We start from the raw sequence: 21285 nt of genomic DNA on the forward strand, positions 1-21285 counted from the left end.
GAATAGTTAAGCCACGCGGAGGTTGTGCACGACTACGCGCGAACCGGGTCGGGTCCGGCTATTCACCCCGCAGGCGCTGATCGTCCTGCACGCGGACGTGCTCGGCACCGCGCGCGCCGGCTGTGGAAAGCCGCAGCATGCTCAGCATCGCGCCGCACAGCGCAAATCCAACGCCGACAAGGAGCGCCAGCCTGGTCCCCTCAAGCGGATACCGTCCGAGCAACAGCGCCACCAGCGCCGCTCCGGTGGTCTGGCCGAGCAGGCGCGCCGTCCCCAGCATGCCGCTGGCGCCGCCGGCGCGCTCGCGCGGGGCGGCTGCGATCATGGTGCGGTTATTGGGGGTCTGGAACAGACCGAAGCCGGCGCCGGCGAGCGCCATCCGCCAGATCACGTCGAGCGGCGTTGGCGTCGCCGGCAGGAAGGCCAGCGCGCCAAGGCCGCAGGCGAATAGCGTGAGCCCAATACCGCCGAGCAGGCCGGCCGGATAATGCTCGACCAGGCGGCCGGCGAGAGGGGCCGCAAACGCCAATGCGATCGGCCATGGCGTGATCAACAGGCCCATATGCACGGCCGAATAGCCGAAGCGGCTCTGGAGATAGAAGGGGATCGCGACGAAGGCCAGCATCTGCCCGCAGAACGATGCGATCGAGGTCGCAATCGACAGCGCGAACACGGGGATGCGCAGCAGGTCGATTGGCAAGAGTGGCGAGGTCATGTGAGTCTCGCGATAGATCAGCAGCGCACCCGCGGCGATCGCGATGGCAAACTGCACGAGACAGGTGATCGCGGCCTCGCCATGACCGACGTTGTCGACCGCCGCGATGCCGACGCCGAACGTGATCGCCGACAGCCCCGCACTCTGCCAGTCGAACGAGCGGCTCGCGGGCTTGGTGTGCGGCAGGCTGCGCAGGCCCAGCACCAGCGTCACCACGCCGAGCGGCACGTTGATCGCGAACAACCAGGGCCAGCTTCCGACCGCGAGGATGCCGGCGGCGAGTGTCGGGCCGATCGCGGCCGAGAAGGCGACGACGAGCGCGTTGAGCCCGATGCCGCGGCCGAGCAGGCTGCGCGGATAGGTGAAACGCACCAGCGCGGCGTTGACGCTCATGATGCCGGCCGCGCCAAAGCCCTGGAGGATGCGCGCGATCGTCAGCAGCGGCAGCGTGTGGGCCAGCGCACAGAAGGCCGAGGCCAGCGTGAACAGCGCCAACCCGACCAGATAGACGCGGCGATAGCCGACGATCTCGCCGAGCGAAGCCAGCGGCAGCAGCGAGATCGTGATCGCGAGCTGGTAGCCGCTGACGATCCAGATCGACAAGGCCGGGGTCGCATCGAGATCGGCCGCGATCGTCGGCAGCGCCACATTGACGATGGTGCTGTCGACCACCGCCATGACGATGCCGAGCGCAATGGTCAGCACCGCCTGATTGCGTTGCGGCTGCGGCAGGCCGTCGGCATGCTCAATGGTGACTGTCGACATCGTGAGCGGCGTATCGTTGGCGAATCGGACTCGGCCACATGCCGAGTATTGCGCCAACAGGGCAGGGCCGCGATAGTTCCGGAACCGGCCGCCAGCGCGCCGGCTTACCCAAGCGCGCTTGATGCAGCTGTCCTACACCGCCGGTGGATTGCGGTCGCTGAAGGTCACGCGCTGGTGCCAGTAGGGATAGGGCAGCGTCACCGTGCTCGCGGCATCGAGCTTTGCGACCTGGTCCTTGGTCAAGGACCAGCCAACCGCGCCGAGATTTTCGCGCAGCTGGGTCTCGTTGCGTGCGCCGATGATCAGCGTCGAGACCGTCGGACGCTGCAGCAGCCAGTTCAGCGCGATCTGCGAGACGCTCTTGCCGGTCTCCTTCGCGATCTCGTCGATCGCATCGACGACACGGTAGACGTGCTCGTCCGAGACGGGCGGTCCGAATTCGGCCGTCTTGGGCAGGCGGCTGACTTCCGGTTTCGGCTGACCGCGGCGGATCTTTCCGGTGAGGCGCCCCCAGCCGAGCGGCGACCAGACCACGGCGCCCAACCCCTGGTCGAGGCCGAGCGGCATCAACTCCCATTCGTAGTCGCGCCCGATCAGGGAATAGTAGGTCTGGTTGGCGACGTAACGCGGAAAACCGTGCTTGTCGGCGACGCCGAGCGACTTCATCAGGTGCCAGCCCGAGAAATTCGAGACGCCGACATAGCGGATCTTGCCGGCGCGCACGAGCACGTCGAGAGTCGAGAGCACCTCTTCGGACGGCGTGAAGGCGTCGAAGCCGTGGAGCTGGAAAAGATCGATATAATCGGTGCCGAGCCGGCTCAACGAACCGTCGATGGCTTTGAGCAGGTGCTCACGCGACGAGCCGATATCGTTGGGACCGTCGCCAAAGCGGAAGGTCGCCTTGGTCGAGATCAGGACCTTGTCCCGGCGACCCTTGATGGCCTCACCGAGCACCCGCTCGGACTCGCCGAGCGAATAGACATTCGCGGTGTCGAACATCGACACGCAGGCCTCGAGGCAGATGTCCAGAAGACGCCGCGCCTCGGTCGCGTCCGTCGTGCCCCATGCCGCAAGGCGGCCGACGCCGCCGAACGTGCCCGTTCCCAGGCTCAAGGCAGGCACCATAAGGCCGGACCGGCCCAAGCGTCGGTATTCCATCGATCTGCTCCTCGGCTGGCCGCTGATGATCGTGGCGGCCTTGGCGGCGGAAGATACTGCAAGCAGGCGCCGTGTCCTATCACCTGCTCACATACCGGCCCTGCTCGGCATGACCTGATCGTGCAGATGACAGCCGACTGGAATGCACCTCAATGCCGCAACTGGCTCTGCCGGAAGTCGCGCGGCGACATCCCGAAATGCTCGCGGAAGACGCGGCCGAAATGCGAGAGGTCGTTGAAGCCCCAGGCGAAGGCGATCTCGCTGATGTGGCGATGGGCGAGCAGAGGCGAGGCGAGATCCCTCCGACATCGGGCGAGGCGTTCGGCAAGGACATGACGCTGGAAGGAGGTGTCCTCGTCTGCGAGAAGATCGTTGACATAGCGCGGCGAGATGCCGAGCGCGGCTGCGGTTTCAGCGACCGAGAGATCGGGATCGGCGAGGTGCGCGCGGATGTGCGCCTTCACTCGGTAGAGCAGGGCCGAGCGGTGGGTCGAGGACGGCAGCGATGACTTGCCGAGCCGCTCGCTCAATGCCATCGCAAGCAGATCAACTGCCTGCTCCGACAGCGCCGTAGCCGTATCCAGAGCCAAGCTATCCGCATTTTGGCAGAGCCGGACAATGAAATCATAGGCGAGCCGCTCGAGCGGTGCGTCGGCGCCAAATGACATTGCTGTCAGCGTCTCGGTGCCGCCGAGCCGCCGCTGCAGCATCTCGCGTGGGACCTTGAAGATGGTCTGCGTAAATCTGTCGTTGAACTTCAGCTCGTACGGGCGCGTCGTGTCGTAGAGCGCGAACTCGCCGGGGTGGATCACGGTCTCGCGGCCGTCCTGTACAACGCCACCGTTGCCGCGATTGCCGAGTGCGACTAGGACGAAACCCTGATCCGAGCGCGCGATGCGCGACGGTGTGCGGAAGACGTGCTGGCGGTCCGAGCAGACCTCGGAGCACACGGCCTTGCCGAGCGAGGCCTGCGTGACCGAGCCATGAAAGGCGCTGCCGAGGTCGGACTTGCAGTCGAGCCCGACGAAGACGTCGCAGACGATGTCCTGCCAGAGCGCGAGCCGCCGGTAGCCGGGACTGCCGTCTGTCGTGAACTGGATTGGCATCAGGACAGCCTCCCTTTCACATCCTGCAAAACCGCATGTTGGCGCAGATCGAGCCTGACCGGAGGCAAATTCCGTACCGGGCGATCCCTTCCAGTCGAGTTTTTGTTCCGCCGTGGTCGAGCGCCTGGCCGCCCAGCTTGGCCAAATAGACTGCATCGGACGTGGCTTGCGATCAACCGGCAATGGAGGCGGCAATGGGCATCGAACATCCGAAATACAAGGTTGCGGTGGTGCAGGCGGCACCGGCCTGGCTCGATCTCGACGCCTCGATCGACAAGTCGATCGCGCTGATCGGGGAGGCCGCGGAAAAGGGCGCCAAGCTGATCGCCTTTCCTGAAGCTTTCATCCCCGGCTACCCCTGGCACATCTGGCTGGACTCCCCGGCCTGGGCGATCGGGCGGGGCTTCGTGCAGCGCTATTTCGACAATTCGCTGTCCTATGACAGCTCGCAGGCCGAACGCCTGCGCGAGGCCGTGCGCAAGGCAAGGCTCACCGCCGTGGTCGGCCTGTCCGAGCGCGACGGCGGCAGCCTCTACCTCGCGCAATGGCTGATCGGCCCTGATGGCGAGACCATTGCAAAGCGCCGCAAGCTGCGGCCGACCCATGCCGAGCGCACGGTCTATGGCGAAGGCGACGGCAGCGACCTCGCCGTGCATGCGCGGCCCGACATCGGCCGGCTCGGCGCATTGTGCTGCTGGGAGCATCTGCAGCCGCTGTCGAAATACGCGATGTACGCTCAGAACGAGCAGGTCCATGTCGCGGCCTGGCCGAGCTTCTCGCTCTACGATCCCTTCGCGCCGGCATTAGGGGCCGAGGTCAACAACGCGGCTTCGCGCGTCTATGCGGTGGAAGGCTCCTGCTTCGTGCTCGCGCCTTGCGCCACCGTCTCGCAGGCCATGATCGACGAGCTCTGCGACCGGCCGGACAAGAATGCGCTGTTGCATGCGGGCGGCGGCTTTGCGGCCATCTACGGCCCCGACGGCAGTCAGATCGGGGAGAAGCTGGCGCCCGATCAGGAGGGCCTGCTGATCGCCGAGATCGATCTCGGCGCCATTGGCGTTGCCAAGAATGCTGCCGATCCCGCCGGACATTATTCGCGGCCCGACGTCACACGGCTGCTGCTCAACAAGAAGCGGTACCAGCGGGTCGAGCAGTTCGCGCTGCCGGTCGACACTGTCGAGCCTATGGACATTGCGGCGGCGGCAAGCTGAACGCGGCGATCACGGGGAGGGCATCGCTATGGAATCCGCAATTCCTGCGCATCTCGAAACGCCACGCACGCGCCACAAGCGCGTGCCGGACGATTACCAGCCGCCATATCCGTCCTTCGTGGCGCGCTACAAGCCTTCGGTCAGCCGGGTCGTGATGGCCTATTTCGGTGTTCAGTATGGCGGTGCGGCACCGGCGGCAGCAATTGACGCGTTGAAAGAACTCGCAGGACTGTTCGCAATGGATGGCGGTCCGTCACATTGGGACCGGGCAAGCTATAGAGATCAGTCCGGCAGCGAGAATGTTGTCACGGTCGCTTATTGGGACGATCTCGCACGCTTTGATGCCTGGTTCGCGCAGGCTCGCGAGATGTGGACGGGGCGGCAACGCGAAGGCATCGGTACCTTCGTCGAGGTGCTGCGTCCTATTGTGGCCCGTCACGAGACGCTGTTCTCCTCGCCCGATCGGCCGGAAGGTGTCGCCGTCGTTGCGGAGGGCATGAGCGGCGAGGTGCAGGAGCACGCCTATTGGGGCGGGATGCGCGACCGTATCCCGCTGTCGCAGACTGATGCGATGGCGCCTGGTGGCGCGCCTGAGCTGATTTGCGACGGCCCGCGGCTGAGAGTCGTGGCGCACGATAATCTCTGCCTGATCCGGTCCGGGCAGGACTGGAGCGATACGGAAGCATCCGAGCGAAAGCTCTATCTCGACGACGTCGAACCGGTGCTACGCGAAGGCATGGACTTTCTGCGCGATGATGGCCTCGCGATTGGCTGCTATGCCAACCGCTACATGCAGGTGCTGGCGGCCGACGGAAGCGCGAGCGAAAAATCCTACGGGCAGAGCTGGTGGAAGAGCCTCGCCGCGCTCGAACGCTGGGCGGAGTCGCATCCGACCCATGTCAGGATCTTCGGCGCGGCCATGAAATATCTGTCGACGCTCGGGCCGTCAGCCAAGCTGCGGCTCTATCACGAAGTGACGGTGGCGGCCGCCGACGAACAGTTCTTCGAATATCTGAACTGTCACCCGAAGACAGGCATGCTAGCGGCGGTCGAAACTGTCAGCACCTAAGCGACACAATGGCCGAGCAGCTCGGGATGTGCCGCGCAGATGTGATGCGCGCCGGCCTCCCGCAGCTCGGCCTCGCTGCCGTAGCCGTAGAGCACGCCGATGGCGGTCATCCCGTTGGTCCTGGCGCCGACCACGTCGTGGCTGCGGTCGCCGATCATGATCGCGCTGTTCGCATCGACGCTGGTCTCGTCGAGCGCGTAGCGAAGCAAGTCGCGCTTGTCGACACGCGTGCCGTCGAGCTCGGAGCCGAACACGCGTTCGAAATACGGCTTCAAGCCGAAATGATCGACGATGCGGCTGGCGTAGACGGCGGGCTTGCTGGTCGCCACGAACATGCGCTGACGTGTCGCTGCGAGCGAAGATAACGTGTCCGTAATTCCGCTGTAAGCCTCGTTCTCGAACAGGCCGATATCGCTAAAGCGCTCGCGATAGAGCAGCAGTGCTCGGTCGGCGAGCTCATCGGCTCCGGTGAGCTTGCGAAGGCTGGCAAGCAGCGGAGGGCCGATGCACCAGGTCAGTTCGTCCTCGCTCGGCACGGGAACGCCGAGCCGTTCCAGCGCATATTGGATCGAGCGGGTGATCCCGGGCTTCGGGTTCGTCAGCGTGCCGTCGAGATCAAAAAAGATTGTCACCATCGGGCATGACCGGTGTTGATACTGCCGTCTGTTGCTAGTTGGCTCTGGTTCCAAGTCAAGGTCCGATTTGTCCGATAGCGTCAATGCCATGCGAATAGCTCGGATCATTACTGTGTTGTGCCAGGCTTTGCTGCTGGCACCGGCGCTCGCGGAGGAGGCACCCTCCACCGATGCGCCTCCGAAGGCCGAGGAACCCGAGAAGCCAGCGGAGAAACCGAAAGATGCCCGCGAGAGCGACACGCGGGAGTCGATCTGCCTGATCGTGGAGGCGGCCGCGCGCGACAATAACCTGCCGCTGGAATTCTTCGCGCGCGTGATCTGGCAGGAAAGCCGCTTCCAGGCCGATGCGGTCGGGCCCATGACGCGCAGCGGCCAGCATGCGCAGGGGATCGCGCAGTTCATGCCGGGCACTGCCAGCGAGCGCGGTCTGCTCGATCCGTTCAATCCGGTGCAGGCTTTGCCGAAGTCGGCCGAATTCCTGAATGAGCTGCGCAACCAGTTCGGCAATCTCGGCCTTGCCGCGGCCGCCTACAATGCCGGCCCCCGGCGCGTGCAGGAATGGCTCGCCGGCACCGGGCCGATGCCGGAGCAGACCCGCAATTACGTGTATGCCATCACCGGCACCAGCGTCGATGCCTGGGCCAAGGCGGGGAGCACCGGCAAGGGACCACCGAGCTCGCCGACGACGAGCTGCCGTGATCTGATGGCGCTGCTCAAGCGTGCTCCCAATCCATTCGTCGCCGAGCTCGAGCAGCATGTCGAGCTTGCAGCCGCAAAGATCTGGGGCGTGCAGCTCGCGGCCGGCTTCGACCGCAACAGGGCGCTCGCGATGTATTCCCGGGCCGTGACGAAACTGAGCACCGTGATCGGCGAGCGTGATCCGAGCCTGCTCTCCTCGGTGATGCGCAGCCGTGGCACGCGCGCGTTCTATCAGGTCCGCATCGGCGCGGATACGCGCGCCGAGGCTGATGATCTGTGCAACCGCATCCGCAAGGCGGGCGGGGCGTGTTTCGTGCTGAGGAACAGGGGTGTGGCGGGGTAGGATGAGTCGTCATTCCGGGTTCGCGCCAAGTGCAGCGCCCCGGAATGACGGCGGTGAGCCTGGCTGTCATGCATGCCAGCCCCGCCGCGCCTTTCCTTGACGCGCGCACCCGTCTCGCCCGTTATGCGGGCACGATTCCTTACCGGCCAAAGCTCCCGTGGCGCTTCCTCCGCTCGATTCACCGCAATGGAATAGTCCCTGGCGCGCCTTCGCGTGGGGACTGCGCTCGATCACGCAGACGATCCTCACCATCGTGCTGTTCGTGACCTATCTCGGCATCGGTGCGCTCGCTCACGACACCCATTTCAGCCTGCTCTGGGCATTGTGCTCGACGCTGTTCGTCTGGGCAGGTCCGGCGCAGATCATCCTGATCACCACGCTCGGCTCGGGCGCCACCATCATCCAGTCGGCGATCGCGGTGACCGTCAGCGCCATCCGCCTGTTTCCAATGGTGGTCTCGGTGCTGCCGCTGATGCGCACACCCACGACCAAGCGGCGCGAGCTGATTTTCGCCGCGCATCTCACCGCAGTGACGCTGTGGGTCGAATGCCACCGCTTCCTGCCGCAGGTGCCGCGCGAACGGCGGATCGCCTTCGTCCACGGGCTCGGCTGCGGGCTCGTCTCCGTGTGCCTTGTCGCCAATATCGTCGGCTATTTCCTCGCCGCCAACCTGACGCAGACGCTTGGTGCGGCGATCCTGTTGCTGACGCCGCTTTCGTTCCTGTTCTCGACGGCGCGCAACAGCCGCGAGGTCGCCGACGTCGTCGCGCTCGTGCTGGGCATCGTGCTCTATCCGCTGGCGGCGAAGATGAACTCCGGCCTCGATATCCTCGTCAGCGGCGTGGTCGCCGGGACGATCGCTTATGGCGTGCACTGGTGGCGGGAGGTACGCGCATGAGCTTTGCGCAAGCGATCGGCGACTGGCACGCCCTGGCCGTCCTGTTCGTCGCCGGCGTCGTTCCCAACCAGATCTGGCGCATGCTGGGCCTGTGGTTCGGCGGCGGCATCGACGAGGGCTCGGAGCTGCTGGTCTGGGTCAGGGCGGTCGCCACCGCGATCCTGGCCGGCGTCATCGCCCAGATCGTGGTCCAGCCGCCGGGGGCGCTGGCCAGCGTGCCTGATGTCCTGCGTTATGGTGCGGTCGGTGCCGGTCTCGTCGTTTTCCTGCTGACCCGCCGTTCGATCTTCGCAGGCGTGGTCACGGGCGAAGTCTTCATGCTGGCCGGCAAGTGGTGGTTGGGCTAAAACCGCCAGCGAACAGCCAGGGAACAGGACATATGGTTCGCGAACAGGAGCTCCGCGAGGGCGAGGTCGCCATCGAGCTGCCGCCGACGCAAGATGCCGGCCTCGTCTTCATCGGCCGGATCCGCACGCCCTGGTCGTCGCGGCTGGAGACGCCGCGGCAGGGACGTCAGGACGGTCCGATCTGCCGCCTCGAGATCTTCGAGCCGTTCGTGCCGGCCATCAAGGGCGTCGACTTCTACAGCAACCTCGAAGTGCTCTATTGGCTCGACCGCTCGCGCCGCGACATCGTCCTGCAGAGCCCGAAGAACAACGAGAAGACCCGCGGCACCTTTTCGCTGCGCTCGCCGGTGCGGCCCAATCCGATCGGCACCTCGATCGTCAAGCTGGTCGGCATCGAAGGCAATGCCATCCTGGTGCGCGGCCTCGATTGCATCGACAACACGCCGCTGATCGACATCAAGCCCGACCGCTGCGAGTTCACGCCGCTGGCCGCGCCGCAGACGGGCGATTTCGAGACGGAGTGAGGGGCCTCCGCTCCAACCTCGTCATTGCGAGCGCAGCGAAGCAATCCAGGATCCCTCCACCGAGGCAGTCTGGATTGCTTCGTCGCAAGAGCTCCTCGCAATGACGAGGATGCAGCGCCGGCTACCCCTTCAACGCCGCCATCAGCTTCGCCGCGTGCTCTTGCAGCACCTTGTCGTCTTCCTTGCGGCTCGCAGGCGGCAGCATGGCGACGGCGTCGTGGCGCGGCATCACGTGCATGTGCAGGTGAAACACCACCTGTCCGCCGGCAGGCTCGTTGAACTGCTGCACTGTGATGCCGTCGGCATTGAACGCCTTCATTGCGGCGGCCGCGATCTTGTGCGCGCCTCGGGCGACATGGGCGTAATCGTCGGGCTTGATGTCGAGGATGTTGCGGGCAGGAGCCTTCGGGATCACCAGCGTGTGACCGGGCACGCGCGGCATGATGTCGAGGAAGGCGAAGACGTGCTCATCCTCGTAGACCTTGTAGCAGGGCAGCTCGCCGCGCAGGATTTTCGCGAAGATGTTGTTAGTGTCGTAGGCGGTCATGGCGGCGGCTCCTCGAACGATTTGCGCTTACTGTCACCAGCCGTGGCGAGGCGTCAAGGCGCCTCGTCGGCCGCTTTGCGGAACGGGCCGAGCTCGGCGAGCTCTCGTCCGGCTTCCGCGACATAGGCGCGCTCGCGCTTGAGGTAATCGTCGATGGCGCGGCGCAGGCCGGGATCGGCGATGAAGTGGGCGGAATGCGTGGTCCGGGGTAGGTAGCCGCGCGCGATCTTGTGCTCGCCCTGCGCGCCGGCCTCGACGTGTTTGAGGCCGCGCTTGATCGCGAAATCGATCGCCTGGTAGTAGCAGACCTCGAAATGCAGGAACGGGTGATGCTCGACCGCGCCCCAGTTGCGGCCGAACAGCGTGTCCGAGCCGATGAAGTTGATCGCGCCCGCAATCCAGCGATTGTTACGGCGGGCCATCACCAGCAGCACGTCCTCGCTCATGGACTCGCCGATCAGCGAGAAGAACTCGCGCGTTAGGTACGGCCGGCCCCATTTGCGCGAGCCGGTCTCCATGTAGAATGCGAAGAAGGCATCCCAGGCATCCTCGGTGATGTCCTTGCCGGTGAGCCAGTGGATCGTGATGCCGGCCGCGAGCGCATCGCGCCGCTCGCGCTTGATCGATTTGCGATGGCGCGAGTTCAGCGTCGCCAGGAAGTCGTCGAAGCTCGCAAAGCCCTCATTGTGCCAGTGGAACTGCTGGTCGGTGCGCTGGAGGAAGCCGTGCTCGGCGAGCAGCTTCCATTCTGACTCCCGCGCGAAGGTGACGTGGACGGAGGAGGCCTTGCTGACGCCGCACAGCGCTATGAGTCCACTCGCCAGCGCCTCGGTGATACGCTCGCGATCGACGCCATCACGCACCAGCAGCCGCGGCCCCGTGGCCGGCGTGAAGGGAACCGAGACCTGGAGCTTCGGGTAGTAGCGCCCGCCGGTGCGCTCATAGGCATCCGCCCAGCCGCGATCGAAGACGTACTCGCCCTGGCTGTGCGATTTCAGATAGCAGGGCACGACGCCAGCCACGCGGCCGCCGAGCCGGGCGACCAGATGCCGGGGTCCCCAGCCAGTCCGGATCGTGGCCGAACCCGATTTCTCGGCCGCAGAGAGAAAGGCGTGGGAGACGAACGGGTTATAGGCGGGTTTTAAGATGCTGGCGGAATCGCCTGGAAGAGCGGATGAGGTTCCCGCGCCATGGCCATTACAAGCTTTGCCCGGATTCGCGCAGGCGTCCCAATTCTCGGGCGAGACTTCGCCGATGGACGGGACGGCCTCGAGCGTGATTTCGGATGATGGCATCGTGCCCAAGATCGTGCATTGCAGCAGCGACTTCAAGGGGTGGAGAAAGCTCGCTCTCGTGCCCCGGACGCAGCGCAGCGCTCCTTCAGCGGGCGCTGCAGAGCCGGGGCCCATGTGGCAGCGCGGTCGTGGAGAGATGGGTCCCGGCTCTGCGCCGCAACGCTGAAGCGTTGCAGCTTGTCCGGGACACGCGAGGTGCTACGGCACGAATCCCTCGAAGATCATCTGGTCCGCATACCGCCCGACCCGGCTCCGCTGCTCCGGGGTGCGGACGGTCCAGCCGAGCAGGGCGCAGCCGAACAGGTTGCGGGCAATCCAGGGGGCGGGGGCCGGGAGGTGGTCGACCTTGAAGGCGACGAAATGCGGCCGGGTTTGCAAGCCGTGGCGCAAGTACAGCATGCTGTCACGCTGCTCTTGGGTGAGGTTGGCCCAGTACTCGTCCTCATAGCTCCGCTGCGCGACGATGCCGCGCGGACGATTGGGCAACAGGTCACGTAGCGCCAGCACCTGGTCGGGATCGAAGGACATGCCGACGGCGGGGCCGTCATACGAGGCCAACACCTCGGCCATCCGCTTCACCAGCTTGCGATCGCCGCCGAAATGGCTCTTCACCTCGATTACCAGGGGCACACGTCCGGCGACCATGGCGCAGAGGTCGGCGAGCGACATCATCCGCTCGTCGGTGTCCTTGAACCTGACGGCCTTCAGCTCGGTCGCGGTCTTTGCGATCACCTCGCCGGTGGCCTCGGTGAGTCGGCCCAGGGCATGGTCGTGATGGACCATGGCCTCGCCGTCGGCCGAGAGCTGGATATCGACCTCGATCGCAAAATTACTAGCAATCGCAGCCTGCACCGCGCCCGGCATGTTCTCGACGATGCCGCGCGAAATGTCATGCAGGCCGCGATGGGCGACCGGCCGCGCTGTCAGCCAATCCGGAGCGCGCATTTGGCGTCAGGCGACCTCGAACACGCCTTCGACCTCGACCGCCGCATCCGCGGGCAGCGAGGCGACGCCGACGGTGGTGCGGGCGTGGCGGCCCTTGTCCCCGAAGGCGGCAACCATCAGGTCGGAGGCGCCGTTGAGCACCTTCGGCCCATCCAGGAAATCCGGGGCCGAGTTGATGAAGCCGCCGAGGCGCACGACGCGTACGACCTTGTCGAGATCGCCGAGCGCCGCCTTGACCTGGGCCAACAGGTTGACGGCGCAGCCGCGCGCGGCTGCGGCGCCGTCCTCGATCGAGACGCCGGCGCCCAGCTTGCCCTTGGCGATCAGCTTGCCGGCGGGGTCGAAGCAGACCTGGCCGGAGACGAAAAGGAGGTTGCCCGTGCGCACAAAGGGCACGTAGTTGGCGACGGGGGAGGGGGCCTCGTGCAGCTTGATGCCTTGCTCCGCCAGTTTCTGCTCGACCGTGCCCGCCATGTCCGACCTCGTTGTCCAAAAATCCTTCGCTCCGGCGCGTCCCCTGGATGGCCGGGCGCGCCCTGTTTCGCCCATCGTGCCGCCACATGCAAGCAACCGGAGGGGCCGCATTTTGTTGAGGCTGGCCGGCAGGTTCAACGTGGAGGGGCAATTTTACGTGGACGGCCTCAGTTGCGGCGCAATGGAACGGTCATTAAAATGTCGAATCTGCGCTTTCCTCAGGGAACAGACATGGTGCATCTTTTCCGGACTTCGCTCGGTGTGATGGCGCTTGCCGCGGCCAGTGTCGGCCTTGGCGGCGTAGCCGAGGCCGCCAACGGTCCGTTTCTCGCGCACCAGGCGCTGTATGATCTCCGCCTCGTCAAATCGCGCACCAATTCGGTCAATAGCGCCCGCGGCCGGATCCTCTACAATTTCACGGGGAACGCCTGCGAGGGCTATACCTCGGAATTCCGCCAGGTCTCCGAGCTCGACAGCGGCGAGGGCAAGGTCACGCTCAGCGACCTCCGCTCCAACTCCTGGGAGGACGCCGCCGGCAAGAGCTACCGTTTCAAGATCGAGACGCGCATGAACGAGACGGATGCCGGCCGCGTCGACGGCTCGGCCGAGCGCGAGGGCGACCACATCAACGTCAAGCTGAAGCTTCCGGCGCCGAAGACGTTCACGCTCGACGGCAAGATCGTGTTCCCGACCGAGCAGATCCAGCGCATCATCGCCGCCGCGAAGGAAGGCAAATCGCTGCTGGAGCTCTCCGTCTATGACGGCTCCGATGACGGCCAGAAGGTCTACAACACGCTGACCGTGATCGGTCAGCCGATCCCCGCCGACCGCGCCACCTCGTCCGATCCGTCGACTGCGGACGAGCACATGAAGTCGCTCAAGCGCTGGCCAGTCACCGTCAGCTATTTCGACCGCGACGCCCAGCAGAAGGAGGGCGAGCAGACGCCGGTCTATGCGATGGCGTTCGAGCTCTACGAGAACGGCGTCTCGCGCCAGCTCGTGCTCGACTACAACGATTTCGTCATCTCCGGCGCCATGGGCAAGTTCGACGTGAAGGACAGCAAGCCCTGTAATTGAGGGCTAGGTCTCTCGTCGCGAGCAGCGTCGTAGGGTGGGCAAAGCGGATCGTGCCCACGCTTTCTCTCGATAATCGTTGATAGATGGTGGGCACGGCGCAAGTGCGCCTTTGCCCACCTTACGAGATCTCTCATGGTCGCTTCGCTCCTCGCAATGACGGGGCTAGCTCTCGTCACACTCTCCCGCTACGCTCCCTCCCAACCACAAATTCGGGGAGCCAGCCCATGCCGAAGCTCGACCATCTCCGCCCCAGCGGCCTGCATCACAATCCAGCCTATTCCCACGTCGTCACCGCGACGGGTGCGCGCACGATCTACATTTCCGGCCAGGTCTCGACCGACGAGGAGGGGCGGATTGTCGGCGAGGGCGATATCGCCGCGCAGACGACGCAGGTGATGCAGAATCTCGGCCTCGCGCTGAAGGCCGCGGGGGCGAGCTATTCCAACATCGTCAAGATCACGACCTTCGTGGTGAACTACAAGCCGGAGCTGCGGCCCATCATCGGCAAGGCCCGCTCGGCCTTCTTCGAAGGCATGGAGCCGCCGGCCTCGACGCTCGTCGGCGTTTCCGCGCTCGCTGCGCCGGAATGGCTGATCGAGATCGAGGCGGTCGCGGTTGCGGATTGAGGTTTTCCTGTAGCCCGGATGAAGCGCAAGCGTAATCCGGGAAGCCTGTCGCCACGGAGCACTGTCCCGGATTGCGCTCCGCTCCATCCGGGCTACAGCTGCTATGAGTGCTTCGCCTCTGACAGCTCTTGTAGAGCCGCCATCGCTTCGTCGGCTCTGTCGGACGGTACGAAGAGATGGTCGTGGTGGAACGCCGACACGGCATTCACGCTGATGCCGGCGTCGGCGAGGCGCGCCGTGATTGCCGCCAGGAAGCCGACCGCATCGAGCGCGGAGTGAACAGTGAGCGTGATCAGGCGTGAGGCGAATTCGTAGCGCAGTCCTGCGCGTTCGGCATCCTCCAGCGGTGCTACGACCGTTGTGCCCTCCGGCTCGCGGAAGATCAGGAGCGGATCGACTGCTGCGGGAATAGTCTCGTCTGCCGCGATCGTGCAAAATACGAAGGTGCCCGGTCGCAGCTCCGGCTTCATCAGTCTCAGCAGCGCATTGAGATCGCGTTCACCCGTCATCACTCCTGCGCCTTCTCCGGGCCCTCATAGGCAATGCCGCGGATCACCGCGGCGCTGCCGAACTTCTTGCGCAGGCTGTCGACCGCGCGTTCGGCGTGGGCGGCGCGGCGGTCGAGCATGTCGGTGTCATCGACCGCCGAGCCCTCGCGCAGCGCGCTGACGCCGGCGCCCATCAGGCGGAAGGCGGTGCCGTCGATTTCCTTGGCCAGCATCTCGCGGCAGATCGAGAAGATCTTCGCGGCCAGCTGCGTCGGGGCGGCGATCGATTGCGAGCGCGTGCGCTGGCGGAAATCGGCGGTCTTCAACTTCAGCGTCACGGTGGAGCCGGCGAGCTCGCTGCTCTTCAGGCGCGACGACGTCTTCTCGCAGAGTCGCCACAGGATCTTCTCCAGCGTCGCGAAATCGCGGATGTCGGTCTCGAACGTCGTCTCGCTTGAAATGGTCTTGGCGCCGCGGTCAGGCTCGACGCGGCGGTCGTCGATGCCGCGTGCGAGCCGCCACAGCCTGCGGCCCTCGCTCGGAAACTGCCGCATCATCTCGATCTCGTCGGCCTTCTGCAGATCGGCGATGATGCGGAAGCCGCGCTGCACCAGGCGTTCCTGCGTCGCGGGACCGACGCCGAAGATGAAGCCGACCGGCTTTTCCGCCAGCATCAACCGCGCTTCCTCCTGGTCGAGCGCGGCAAAGCCTCTGGGCTTGTCGAGGTCGGAGGCGATCTTGGCCAGGAACTTGTTGCAGGACAGGCCGACCGAGACGGTGATGTTGATGTCGCGCTCGACGTCGCGGGCAAAGCGCGCCAGCACCTTGGCGGGGATCATGCCGTGCACCCGCTCGGTGCCGGAGAGATCGAGGAAGGCCTCGTCGATCGAGAGCGGCTCGACCAGCGGCGTCAGCGCCTGCATGGCCTGGCGGACCTCGCGGCCGACCCGGACGTACTTTGCCATGTCCGGGCGGATCACGGTCGCATGCGGGCAGGCTTCCAGTGCCTTGAACATCGGCATCGCCGAGCGAACGCCATAGGTGCGCGCGATGTAGCAGGCCGCCGACACCACGCCGCGCTTGCCCCCGCCGATGATGACGGGCTTGTCGGCGATGTCAGGGTTGTCGCGCTTCTCGACCGTCGCATAGAAGGCGTCGCAGTCGATATGGGCGATGGTCAGGCCGGCGAGCGAGCGGTGGCGGACGAGGCGGGGGGAACCGCAGGCCGAGCAGCGCCGCAGGCCCATATCCAGATCGGCCAGACAATCCCGGCAGAAGCAGCGGGGCCCGGCCGGCTCTGGGACGCTCACGGCACGTCGCGCTCCCAGGAGGGGTCACCGAGCGCATCGCCGAGGACCTGCCGCGCCGCGGCAACGTTGGTCGGGTGCAGTTCCGCCACCTTGGCAAAGGCCTTCACCGTGGCATCGTCCCGCATCACGAAATCGAGCACGCTGAGGAGGAAATTCGGGTCCGCGGCGGCGTTGCGCAGGGTCTCCGGACCGACCCCCGTCTCGGCCAGGAACAGGCCCAGCCGCTCAGGCTCGCCCGCGACGAAGGACAGGGCCTGAATCGCAACGATTTCAGCGACTTCGCGGGGGTTGTGAACAGGCTTTTTCACGGGGACGGTTTGCCTTTCCGTTAACTTTCGGTCTCTAATTTGGAATCATCATGCCCGAGTCTCGTGCTCAAGTCTTCCGGCCCCGGACAAGCAACTGGAAACCACATCGCAGAAAGTGGACCCTCGGGTTTAACGAAACTCAAGCGAATCTGAGGCTAGTTTGAATCCAGTTTTCGAAACGCCGGGAAGCGGCGTCTGAGGCGTCACATGTACCGGTCCTTCGGACCAATCAGGAGGGCGGGATGGCTAAGACCGTCCTGATCGTGGAAGACAACGAGCTCAACATGAAGCTCTTCCGCGACCTGTTGGAGGCGCACGGGTACCAGACCTCCGGCACCAGCAACGGCTACGAGGCGCTCGACCTCGTGCGCAAGATGCGGCCCGACCTCGTGCTGATGGACATCCAGCTGCCGCAGGTCTCCGGCCTCGAGGTGACGCGCTGGATCAAGGACGATCCGGAGCTGCGCGCCATTCCAGTCGTCGCGGTCACGGCGTTCGCGATGAAGGGCGACGAAGAGCGCATCCGCGAGGGCGGCTGCGAAGCCTATTTGTCCAAGCCGATCTCGGTCGGCAAATTCATTGAGACGGTCCGGCGTTTTATCGGATAGGAAGTGAGTTCACAGTGTCCGCGCGTATCCTGGTCGTCGACGACGTCCCCGCCAACGTCAAGCTGTTAGAGGCCCGCCTTTCCGCCGAATATTTCGACGTGATGACCGCCGCGAACGGCACCGAGGCGCTCGCGATCTCAAGGCGTGCCGAATGCGACATCATCCTGCTCGACGTGATGATGCCCGACATGGACGGCTTCGAGGTCTGCCGCCGCCTCAAGACTGATCCGGCGACGCACCACATTCCCGTCGTGATGGTCACCGCGCTCGACAGCCCCGCCGACCGCAACCGCGGGCTCGAGGCCGGTGCCGACGACTTCCTGACCAAACCCGTCTCCGACGTCGTGCTGATCGCGCGGGTGCGCTCGCTGACGCGGCTGAAGATGATGACGGATGAGCTGCGCATGCGCGCCATCACCTCGCTCGAGATCGGCATGCAGGCGCCCGAGCGCAGTGCGATCGCCGACACCGGCAAGGGCGGCCGCATCCTCCTGGTCGACGACCGCCAGTCCTCCTACGAGCGGCTGGCGACGATCCTTGCTGCCGAGCACACCATCGACGTCGAGCCGAACCCGACGGAGGCGCTGTTCCACGCCGCCGAGGGCAATTACGACCTCCTGATCGTCTCGCTCGACCTCAACAATTTCGACGGCCTGCGCCTGTGCAGCCAGGCGCGCTCGTTGGAGCGCACGCGCCATGTGCCGATCCTGGCGATCGCCGACCCCGAGAACTCGACACGGCTGCTGCGCGGCCTCGAGATCGGCGTCAACGACTACCTGCTGCGCCCGATCGACAAGACCGAGCTCTTGGCGCGCGCCCGCACCCAGATCCGCCGCCGCCGCTACACCGATCACTTGCGCGACAACGTGCAGAACTCGATCGAGATGGCGATCACCGACGCGCTGACCGGCCTGCACAATCGCCGCTACATGGAGAGCCATCTGGCGACGCTCGCCGAGCAGGCCGCGACCCGCGGCAAGCCGCTGGCGCTGATGATCCTGGACATCGACTATTTCAAGTCGATCAACGACAATTACGGCCACGATGCCGGCGACGACGTGCTGCGCGAGTTCGCGGTGCGCGTGCGCAAATCGATCCGCGGCATTGATCTCGCCTGCCGTTACGGCGGCGAGGAATTCGTCATCGTGATGCCGGAGACCGATCTCCACGTCGCCGGCATGGTCGCCGAGCGCCTGCGCCGTTCGATAGCGGGTGAGCCCTTCGCGATCCACAAGGGTTCGAAGCGCATCGAGGTCACGATCTCGATCGGGCTGACCACGCTGGAGCGAAAGGGCGAGGCGGTGGCCGACGTCCTCAAGCGCGCCGACACCGCGCTCTACCGCGCCAAGCACGACGGCCGCAATCGCGTGGTGTCGCAGGCGGCGTGAGGGCCGTCCGCGCAAAGTTGCGAAAACAACCCCATGCACAGTAGCCGGCGCGAGCGGGATCAATGGGTTACGCGGGTGACGAGATAATTTGCGCCGGCAGCGGCGTCGTTTGACCCGTCGGGCAAAACAGGAGCATATTGGTAGGGTCGCGAAATGGTCCTGACGGGTAGTCAGGCGCCCGCGCTTTCTCCACAAATCCCGGTGTCATTCCCCGCCTTGTGCGCAGTCGCGCACTGGAGCGGGGAATCCAGTACGCCGCAGCGTCTCGGGTCTAGCTTCACTGTCTCTTGAATACTGGATCACCCGCTTTCGCGGGTGATGACAGCGAGCGATCAGGCGACAGCGGTTAGTCTGGAGCGCGCTTGCTCCGTTTCTCCGCCGGGTTCGCATCCTCGCCCACATCCACCCCCGCATTCCGCAACAACACCTTCGCCGCTTCCTTCGCGGCTCTGGCCATCGCCGGATCATCGCGCACGAGATCCTGCGCGATGGAGCCGTCGACCAGCAGCACCAGCTGCGTCGCGAGCGCGTCCGCTTCGGCAACGCCGAGCTCGGTCAGGCGGTCGCGAAACCAGAGGCGGCGGCTTTCCTTGAAGGCGATCGCGATCTTCTTCACGGCGCGGTCGGTGGGGCCGAGCTCGGCGACCGCATTGACGAATGGGCAGCCGCGAAAGTCTTTCGCCGCGAAGCGCCGCTCCAGCGAATCGAACGTCGCGAGGATCTGCTCGGCGGGCGGCTTGTCGGAGGGGCGTGCGCTGACGAAGCGGCGCTCGAGATAGGCCGCGATCAGCGCGTCCTTGGACGGGAAGTGATTGTAGAGCGTGCGCTTACTGATGCCGACCTCGGCCGCGATGGTATCGACGCCGATGGCGCGAATGCCTTGCAGATAGAACAGCTTGTCGGCGGTCTGAAGGATCCGCTCTTTCATCGTCTGTGGGGCAGGCGGGGGAGCCATGCGGAGCTAAGCGTCCTGTTCGCTTGACAGCCGCTTCCATCTATAGCCTAAGTGCACAGGTCTGTGTACCCAAAAACATCGGCAAAAGCAGACGACGGCACGCGTGCCGCGCCCAAAAGGGAGAAGAAAAATGCCCCTGCTGCAGGTTCTGCGTCCCACCTTGCCGATCCTGATCGGCGCCTCGATCATGCTGACCTTGAGCATGGGGCTGCGGCAGTCGCTCGGTATCTTCATGCAGCCGCTGACGCGCGACATCCACATTTCGATCTCGGATTTCACGCTTGCACTGGCCGTGCAAAACCTCGCCTGGGGCTTCCTGCAGCCGCCCGCCGGTGCACTCACCGTGCGCTACGGCTTCCGCCCGATCATGATCGCCGGCGCGCTGATGTACATCGCGGGCCTCGCGCTGATGGCAACGGCGAATGGGCTTCTCAGCATCATGATCGGCGCCGGCGTGCTGATCGGGACCTCGCTCGCCTGCACCGCGGCGGCGATCGCGATGTCGGTGGCGGCACGTGCGGTGCCGGAGACGGTGCGCTCGACCGTGCTCGGCATCGTCTCCGGCGCGGGCTCGCTCGGCGCGCTACTTTCGGCGCCGATCGGACAGATGCTCAACGAGGGCTTTGGCTGGCGCGTCGGGCTCGCGGGCTTCGTCATCATGTCGGTGCTGATGATCCCTGCGGCCTGGTATGCCGGGCGCGTCGACAAGATTCCGTTGCCGAAGCCGGCGGCCGACGAGATCGATGATGCCACGGCTGCAGCCGCGGCGAGGACCGCGTTCGGCAATGCCTCCTTCGTGGTGATGACCTGCGCCTATCTCGTCTGCGGCATGCAGCTCGTGTTCCTCACCACGCACCTGCCGTCATATCTCGCGATCTGCGGCCTCGATCCGATGCTGAGCGCGCAGACGCTCGGCATGATCGGCGGCTTCAACGTGCTGGGCTCGCTGTTCTTCGGCTGGGCCGGCCAGCGCTGGAACAAGCTGGCGCTCTTGGGCGGGATCTACATCCTGCGCTCGCTCGCGCTCGCCTGGTACTTCATGCTGCCGGCAAGCCCGTTCTCGACGCTGCTGTTCGGCGCGATCATGGGCTTTCTGTGGATGGGCGTCGGCCCGCTGGTCGCGGGCGCGGTCGCCGAGATGTTCGGCCTGCGCTGGCAGGCGATGATCCAGGGCCTCGCCTTCATGAGCCACCAGATCGGCAGCTTCCTCGGCGCTTACGGAGGCGGGCTGCTCTATGACGCGCTCGGCTCCTACACCATGGCCTGGCGCATCGGTGTCGCGCTCGGCCTTGCCGGCGGCATCGTGCAGGTCGCGTTCGCGCTTGTCAGGCCGTCGCAGCCGCCCACGCCAGTGCTGCGGACAGCGTAGGGCGGGGCGGGTGGTCGTTTTCCTTGGCCTTGCACCGCTGCCGTTCTCACAAATTTGCATTTGCCTCAAAGCGCTCGGTTGCTGACGTGCGAGAGAACCTTTCGTCGACTCGGCAGGCGGTCGTTCATGGGCTTGCCAATTTCGCGTTTGGGTCGTGTCAGGCTGTGGTCAGCCTTCTCAGATTGAAAATGGGCTTGAGTTGCAGAGTGTTAGCCAGTTCATAATCCTAATCGCGCCGGCCAGCTTAAGCTTTCGAGACAACCGCTCGGGAGGCAACGATGACGCCCGGCTGGCTCATTTTCCCTGCGACTATCGCCTGTGTCTACTTCCTGGTCATTGTGAGTTTGATCATGCTTGGCGCTTGGTAGGCGGCTGAGGGAAGAGAATCTTGAAAGAGCGCGCTCTCAAGATTCGCCCATAGACCG

At 65.2% G+C, this 21285-nt stretch carries 23 protein-coding genes; 11 read left to right on the forward strand and 12 right to left on the reverse strand.

Going from position 1 to position 21285, the window contains the following annotated elements; translation table 11 throughout:
• Positions 1–58: 58 nt before the first annotated feature.
• The 3 genes from I6F20_RS03145 to I6F20_RS03155 form a co-directional block, all read right to left on the reverse strand.
• A complete protein-coding gene (locus I6F20_RS03145; protein WP_051057186.1) occupies positions 59–1480 on the reverse strand; it encodes an MFS transporter in 1422 nt (473 codons plus the stop codon).
• 132 nt (positions 1481–1612) lie between these two features.
• Positions 1613–2638 carry an aldo/keto reductase gene (locus I6F20_RS03150; RefSeq protein WP_225125066.1) on the reverse strand — a complete coding sequence of 342 codons (1026 nt, stop codon included), beginning with the start codon at positions 2636–2638 and terminating at the stop codon, positions 1613–1615.
• Positions 2639–2787: 149 nt separating this feature from the next.
• On the reverse strand, positions 2788–3744 hold the full coding sequence (locus tag I6F20_RS03155) for an AraC-like ligand-binding domain-containing protein (RefSeq protein ID WP_036015180.1): 957 nt from the start codon (positions 3742–3744) through the stop codon (positions 2788–2790).
• A gap of 194 nt (positions 3745–3938) precedes the next feature.
• Between I6F20_RS03155 and I6F20_RS03160 the strand changes: the two genes are divergently transcribed.
• Both I6F20_RS03160 and I6F20_RS03165 read left to right on the forward strand, forming a co-directional pair.
• Positions 3939–4955: a carbon-nitrogen hydrolase family protein gene (locus I6F20_RS03160; protein ID WP_036015191.1), complete on the forward strand. Its 1017-nt coding sequence runs from the start codon at positions 3939–3941 to the stop codon at positions 4953–4955.
• Positions 4956–4983: 28 nt separating this feature from the next.
• Positions 4984–6024: a phenylacetaldoxime dehydratase family protein gene (locus I6F20_RS03165; protein WP_036015179.1), complete on the forward strand. Its 1041-nt coding sequence runs from the start codon at positions 4984–4986 to the stop codon at positions 6022–6024.
• Here I6F20_RS03165 and I6F20_RS03170 read toward each other — a convergent pair.
• A complete protein-coding gene (locus I6F20_RS03170) occupies positions 6021–6659 on the reverse strand; it encodes an HAD family hydrolase (protein ID WP_036015178.1) in 639 nt (212 codons plus the stop codon). The two genes, I6F20_RS03165 and I6F20_RS03170, sit on opposite strands and share 4 nt — an antisense overlap.
• 88 nt (positions 6660–6747) lie before the next feature.
• Here I6F20_RS03170 and I6F20_RS03175 point away from each other — a divergent pair, with 88 nt between their 5' ends.
• From I6F20_RS03175 to tsaA, 4 genes are all read left to right on the forward strand, one after another.
• Positions 6748–7701, forward strand: a complete 954-nt coding sequence (locus tag I6F20_RS03175) for a lytic transglycosylase domain-containing protein (RefSeq protein ID WP_225125067.1) — start codon at positions 6748–6750, stop codon at positions 7699–7701.
• A 157-nt stretch (positions 7702–7858) separates the two neighbouring features.
• Positions 7859–8599 (forward strand): AzlC family ABC transporter permease, encoded by a 741-nt coding sequence (locus tag I6F20_RS03180; protein ID WP_036039333.1) that lies wholly within the window; start codon positions 7859–7861, stop codon positions 8597–8599.
• A complete protein-coding gene (locus I6F20_RS03185) occupies positions 8596–8946 on the forward strand; it encodes a branched-chain amino acid transport AzlD family protein (protein WP_036015173.1) in 351 nt (116 codons plus the stop codon). Before I6F20_RS03180 ends, I6F20_RS03185 begins: the two co-directional genes overlap by 4 nt.
• 32 nt (positions 8947–8978) lie before the next feature.
• Positions 8979–9470 (forward strand): tRNA (N6-threonylcarbamoyladenosine(37)-N6)-methyltransferase TrmO, encoded by a 492-nt coding sequence (gene tsaA / locus I6F20_RS03190; RefSeq protein WP_057029795.1) that lies wholly within the window; start codon positions 8979–8981, stop codon positions 9468–9470.
• Positions 9471–9591: 121 nt separating this feature from the next.
• On the opposite strand, the gene I6F20_RS03195 is transcribed toward tsaA, so the two are convergent.
• From I6F20_RS03195 to I6F20_RS03210, 4 genes are all read right to left on the reverse strand, one after another.
• Entirely contained in the window at positions 9592–10017 is a 426-nt protein-coding gene (locus I6F20_RS03195) for an HIT family protein (RefSeq protein WP_225125068.1), read from the reverse strand.
• A 53-nt stretch (positions 10018–10070) separates the two neighbouring features.
• A complete protein-coding gene (locus I6F20_RS03200; RefSeq protein WP_225125069.1) occupies positions 10071–11312 on the reverse strand; it encodes a GNAT family N-acetyltransferase in 1242 nt (413 codons plus the stop codon).
• A 198-nt stretch (positions 11313–11510) separates the two neighbouring features.
• Entirely contained in the window at positions 11511–12257 is a 747-nt protein-coding gene (locus I6F20_RS03205) for a glycerophosphodiester phosphodiesterase (protein WP_225125070.1), read from the reverse strand.
• Between the two features lie 6 nt (positions 12258–12263).
• A complete protein-coding gene (locus I6F20_RS03210) occupies positions 12264–12731 on the reverse strand; it encodes a RidA family protein (RefSeq protein ID WP_036015166.1) in 468 nt (155 codons plus the stop codon).
• 231 nt (positions 12732–12962) lie between these two features.
• On the opposite strand from I6F20_RS03210, the gene I6F20_RS03215 reads away from it, so the two are divergent.
• Together I6F20_RS03215 and I6F20_RS03220 are read left to right on the forward strand one after the other, a co-directional pair.
• Positions 12963–13808: a cell envelope integrity EipB family protein gene (locus tag I6F20_RS03215; protein ID WP_225125072.1), complete on the forward strand. Its 846-nt coding sequence runs from the start codon at positions 12963–12965 to the stop codon at positions 13806–13808.
• Positions 13809–14032: 224 nt separating this feature from the next.
• The gene (locus I6F20_RS03220) at positions 14033–14434 is read left to right on the forward strand and encodes a RidA family protein (protein WP_018646938.1); all 402 of its coding nucleotides are present in this window, start codon (positions 14033–14035) and stop codon (positions 14432–14434) included.
• A 101-nt stretch (positions 14435–14535) separates the two neighbouring features.
• Here the strand turns inward: I6F20_RS03220 and I6F20_RS03225 are convergent, their stop codons facing one another.
• From I6F20_RS03225 to I6F20_RS03235, 3 genes are read right to left on the reverse strand one after another with little or no spacing between them, the layout of a single operon-like run.
• The gene (locus tag I6F20_RS03225) at positions 14536–14943 is read right to left on the reverse strand and encodes an ACT domain-containing protein (RefSeq protein WP_036015159.1); all 408 of its coding nucleotides are present in this window, start codon (positions 14941–14943) and stop codon (positions 14536–14538) included.
• Positions 14943–16232 (reverse strand): DNA polymerase IV, encoded by a 1290-nt coding sequence (locus I6F20_RS03230; protein ID WP_225125073.1) that lies wholly within the window; start codon positions 16230–16232, stop codon positions 14943–14945. The genes I6F20_RS03225 and I6F20_RS03230 overlap by 1 nt, the downstream gene beginning before the upstream one ends.
• Positions 16229–16540: a DUF3572 domain-containing protein gene (locus tag I6F20_RS03235; protein WP_036015155.1), complete on the reverse strand. Its 312-nt coding sequence runs from the start codon at positions 16538–16540 to the stop codon at positions 16229–16231. The genes I6F20_RS03230 and I6F20_RS03235 overlap by 4 nt, the downstream gene beginning before the upstream one ends.
• A gap of 242 nt (positions 16541–16782) precedes the next feature.
• Here I6F20_RS03235 and I6F20_RS03240 point away from each other — a divergent pair, with 242 nt between their 5' ends.
• Together I6F20_RS03240 and I6F20_RS03245 are read left to right on the forward strand one after the other, a co-directional pair.
• A complete protein-coding gene (locus I6F20_RS03240) occupies positions 16783–17148 on the forward strand; it encodes a response regulator (RefSeq protein WP_008566616.1) in 366 nt (121 codons plus the stop codon).
• A 14-nt stretch (positions 17149–17162) separates the two neighbouring features.
• Complete coding sequence (locus I6F20_RS03245; protein WP_036015153.1) at positions 17163–18536, forward strand: PleD family two-component system response regulator; 1374 nt, start codon at positions 17163–17165, stop codon at positions 18534–18536.
• A gap of 346 nt (positions 18537–18882) precedes the next feature.
• Here the strand turns inward: I6F20_RS03245 and I6F20_RS03250 are convergent, their stop codons facing one another.
• Positions 18883–19491: a TetR family transcriptional regulator gene (locus tag I6F20_RS03250; RefSeq protein ID WP_036039317.1), complete on the reverse strand. Its 609-nt coding sequence runs from the start codon at positions 19489–19491 to the stop codon at positions 18883–18885.
• A 130-nt stretch (positions 19492–19621) separates the two neighbouring features.
• On the opposite strand from I6F20_RS03250, the gene I6F20_RS03255 reads away from it, so the two are divergent.
• Positions 19622–20860, forward strand: a complete 1239-nt coding sequence (locus I6F20_RS03255) for an MFS transporter (RefSeq protein ID WP_036025577.1) — start codon at positions 19622–19624, stop codon at positions 20858–20860.
• Positions 20861–21285: the final 425 nt, after the last annotated feature.

The sequence above is a fragment of the Bradyrhizobium sp. IC3123 genome (assembly GCF_020193625.1).
GTDB lineage: Bacteria > Pseudomonadota > Alphaproteobacteria > Rhizobiales > Xanthobacteraceae > Bradyrhizobium > Bradyrhizobium yuanmingense.

Excerpts from the sequence above, each read along its gene's own strand:
- I6F20_RS03145 (WP_051057186.1), bottom strand. The coding sequence starts at position 1,480 with ATGTCGACAGTCACCATTGAGCATGCCGACGGCCTGCCGCAGCCGCAA.
- I6F20_RS03150 (WP_225125066.1), bottom strand. The coding sequence starts at position 2,638 with ATGGAATACCGACGCTTGGGCCGGTCCGGCCTTATGGTGCCTGCCTTG.
- I6F20_RS03155 (WP_036015180.1), bottom strand. The coding sequence starts at position 3,744 with ATGCCAATCCAGTTCACGACAGACGGCAGTCCCGGCTACCGGCGGCTC.
- I6F20_RS03160 (WP_036015191.1), top strand. The coding sequence starts at position 3,939 with ATGGGCATCGAACATCCGAAATACAAGGTTGCGGTGGTGCAGGCGGCA.
- I6F20_RS03165 (WP_036015179.1), top strand. The coding sequence starts at position 4,984 with ATGGAATCCGCAATTCCTGCGCATCTCGAAACGCCACGCACGCGCCAC.
- I6F20_RS03170 (WP_036015178.1), bottom strand. The coding sequence starts at position 6,659 with ATGGTGACAATCTTTTTTGATCTCGACGGCACGCTGACGAACCCGAAG.
- I6F20_RS03175 (WP_225125067.1), top strand. The coding sequence starts at position 6,748 with ATGCGAATAGCTCGGATCATTACTGTGTTGTGCCAGGCTTTGCTGCTG.
- I6F20_RS03185 (WP_036015173.1), top strand. The coding sequence starts at position 8,596 with ATGAGCTTTGCGCAAGCGATCGGCGACTGGCACGCCCTGGCCGTCCTG.
- tsaA (WP_057029795.1), top strand. The coding sequence starts at position 8,979 with ATGGTTCGCGAACAGGAGCTCCGCGAGGGCGAGGTCGCCATCGAGCTG.
- I6F20_RS03195 (WP_225125068.1), bottom strand. The coding sequence starts at position 10,017 with ATGACCGCCTACGACACTAACAACATCTTCGCGAAAATCCTGCGCGGC.
- I6F20_RS03200 (WP_225125069.1), bottom strand. The coding sequence starts at position 11,312 with ATGCCATCATCCGAAATCACGCTCGAGGCCGTCCCGTCCATCGGCGAA.
- I6F20_RS03205 (WP_225125070.1), bottom strand. The coding sequence starts at position 12,257 with ATGCGCGCTCCGGATTGGCTGACAGCGCGGCCGGTCGCCCATCGCGGC.
- I6F20_RS03210 (WP_036015166.1), bottom strand. The coding sequence starts at position 12,731 with ATGGCGGGCACGGTCGAGCAGAAACTGGCGGAGCAAGGCATCAAGCTG.
- I6F20_RS03215 (WP_225125072.1), top strand. The coding sequence starts at position 12,963 with ATGGTGCATCTTTTCCGGACTTCGCTCGGTGTGATGGCGCTTGCCGCG.
- I6F20_RS03220 (WP_018646938.1), top strand. The coding sequence starts at position 14,033 with ATGCCGAAGCTCGACCATCTCCGCCCCAGCGGCCTGCATCACAATCCA.
- I6F20_RS03225 (WP_036015159.1), bottom strand. The coding sequence starts at position 14,943 with ATGACGGGTGAACGCGATCTCAATGCGCTGCTGAGACTGATGAAGCCG.
- I6F20_RS03240 (WP_008566616.1), top strand. The coding sequence starts at position 16,783 with ATGGCTAAGACCGTCCTGATCGTGGAAGACAACGAGCTCAACATGAAG.
- I6F20_RS03250 (WP_036039317.1), bottom strand. The coding sequence starts at position 19,491 with ATGGCTCCCCCGCCTGCCCCACAGACGATGAAAGAGCGGATCCTTCAG.
- I6F20_RS03255 (WP_036025577.1), top strand. The coding sequence starts at position 19,622 with ATGCCCCTGCTGCAGGTTCTGCGTCCCACCTTGCCGATCCTGATCGGC.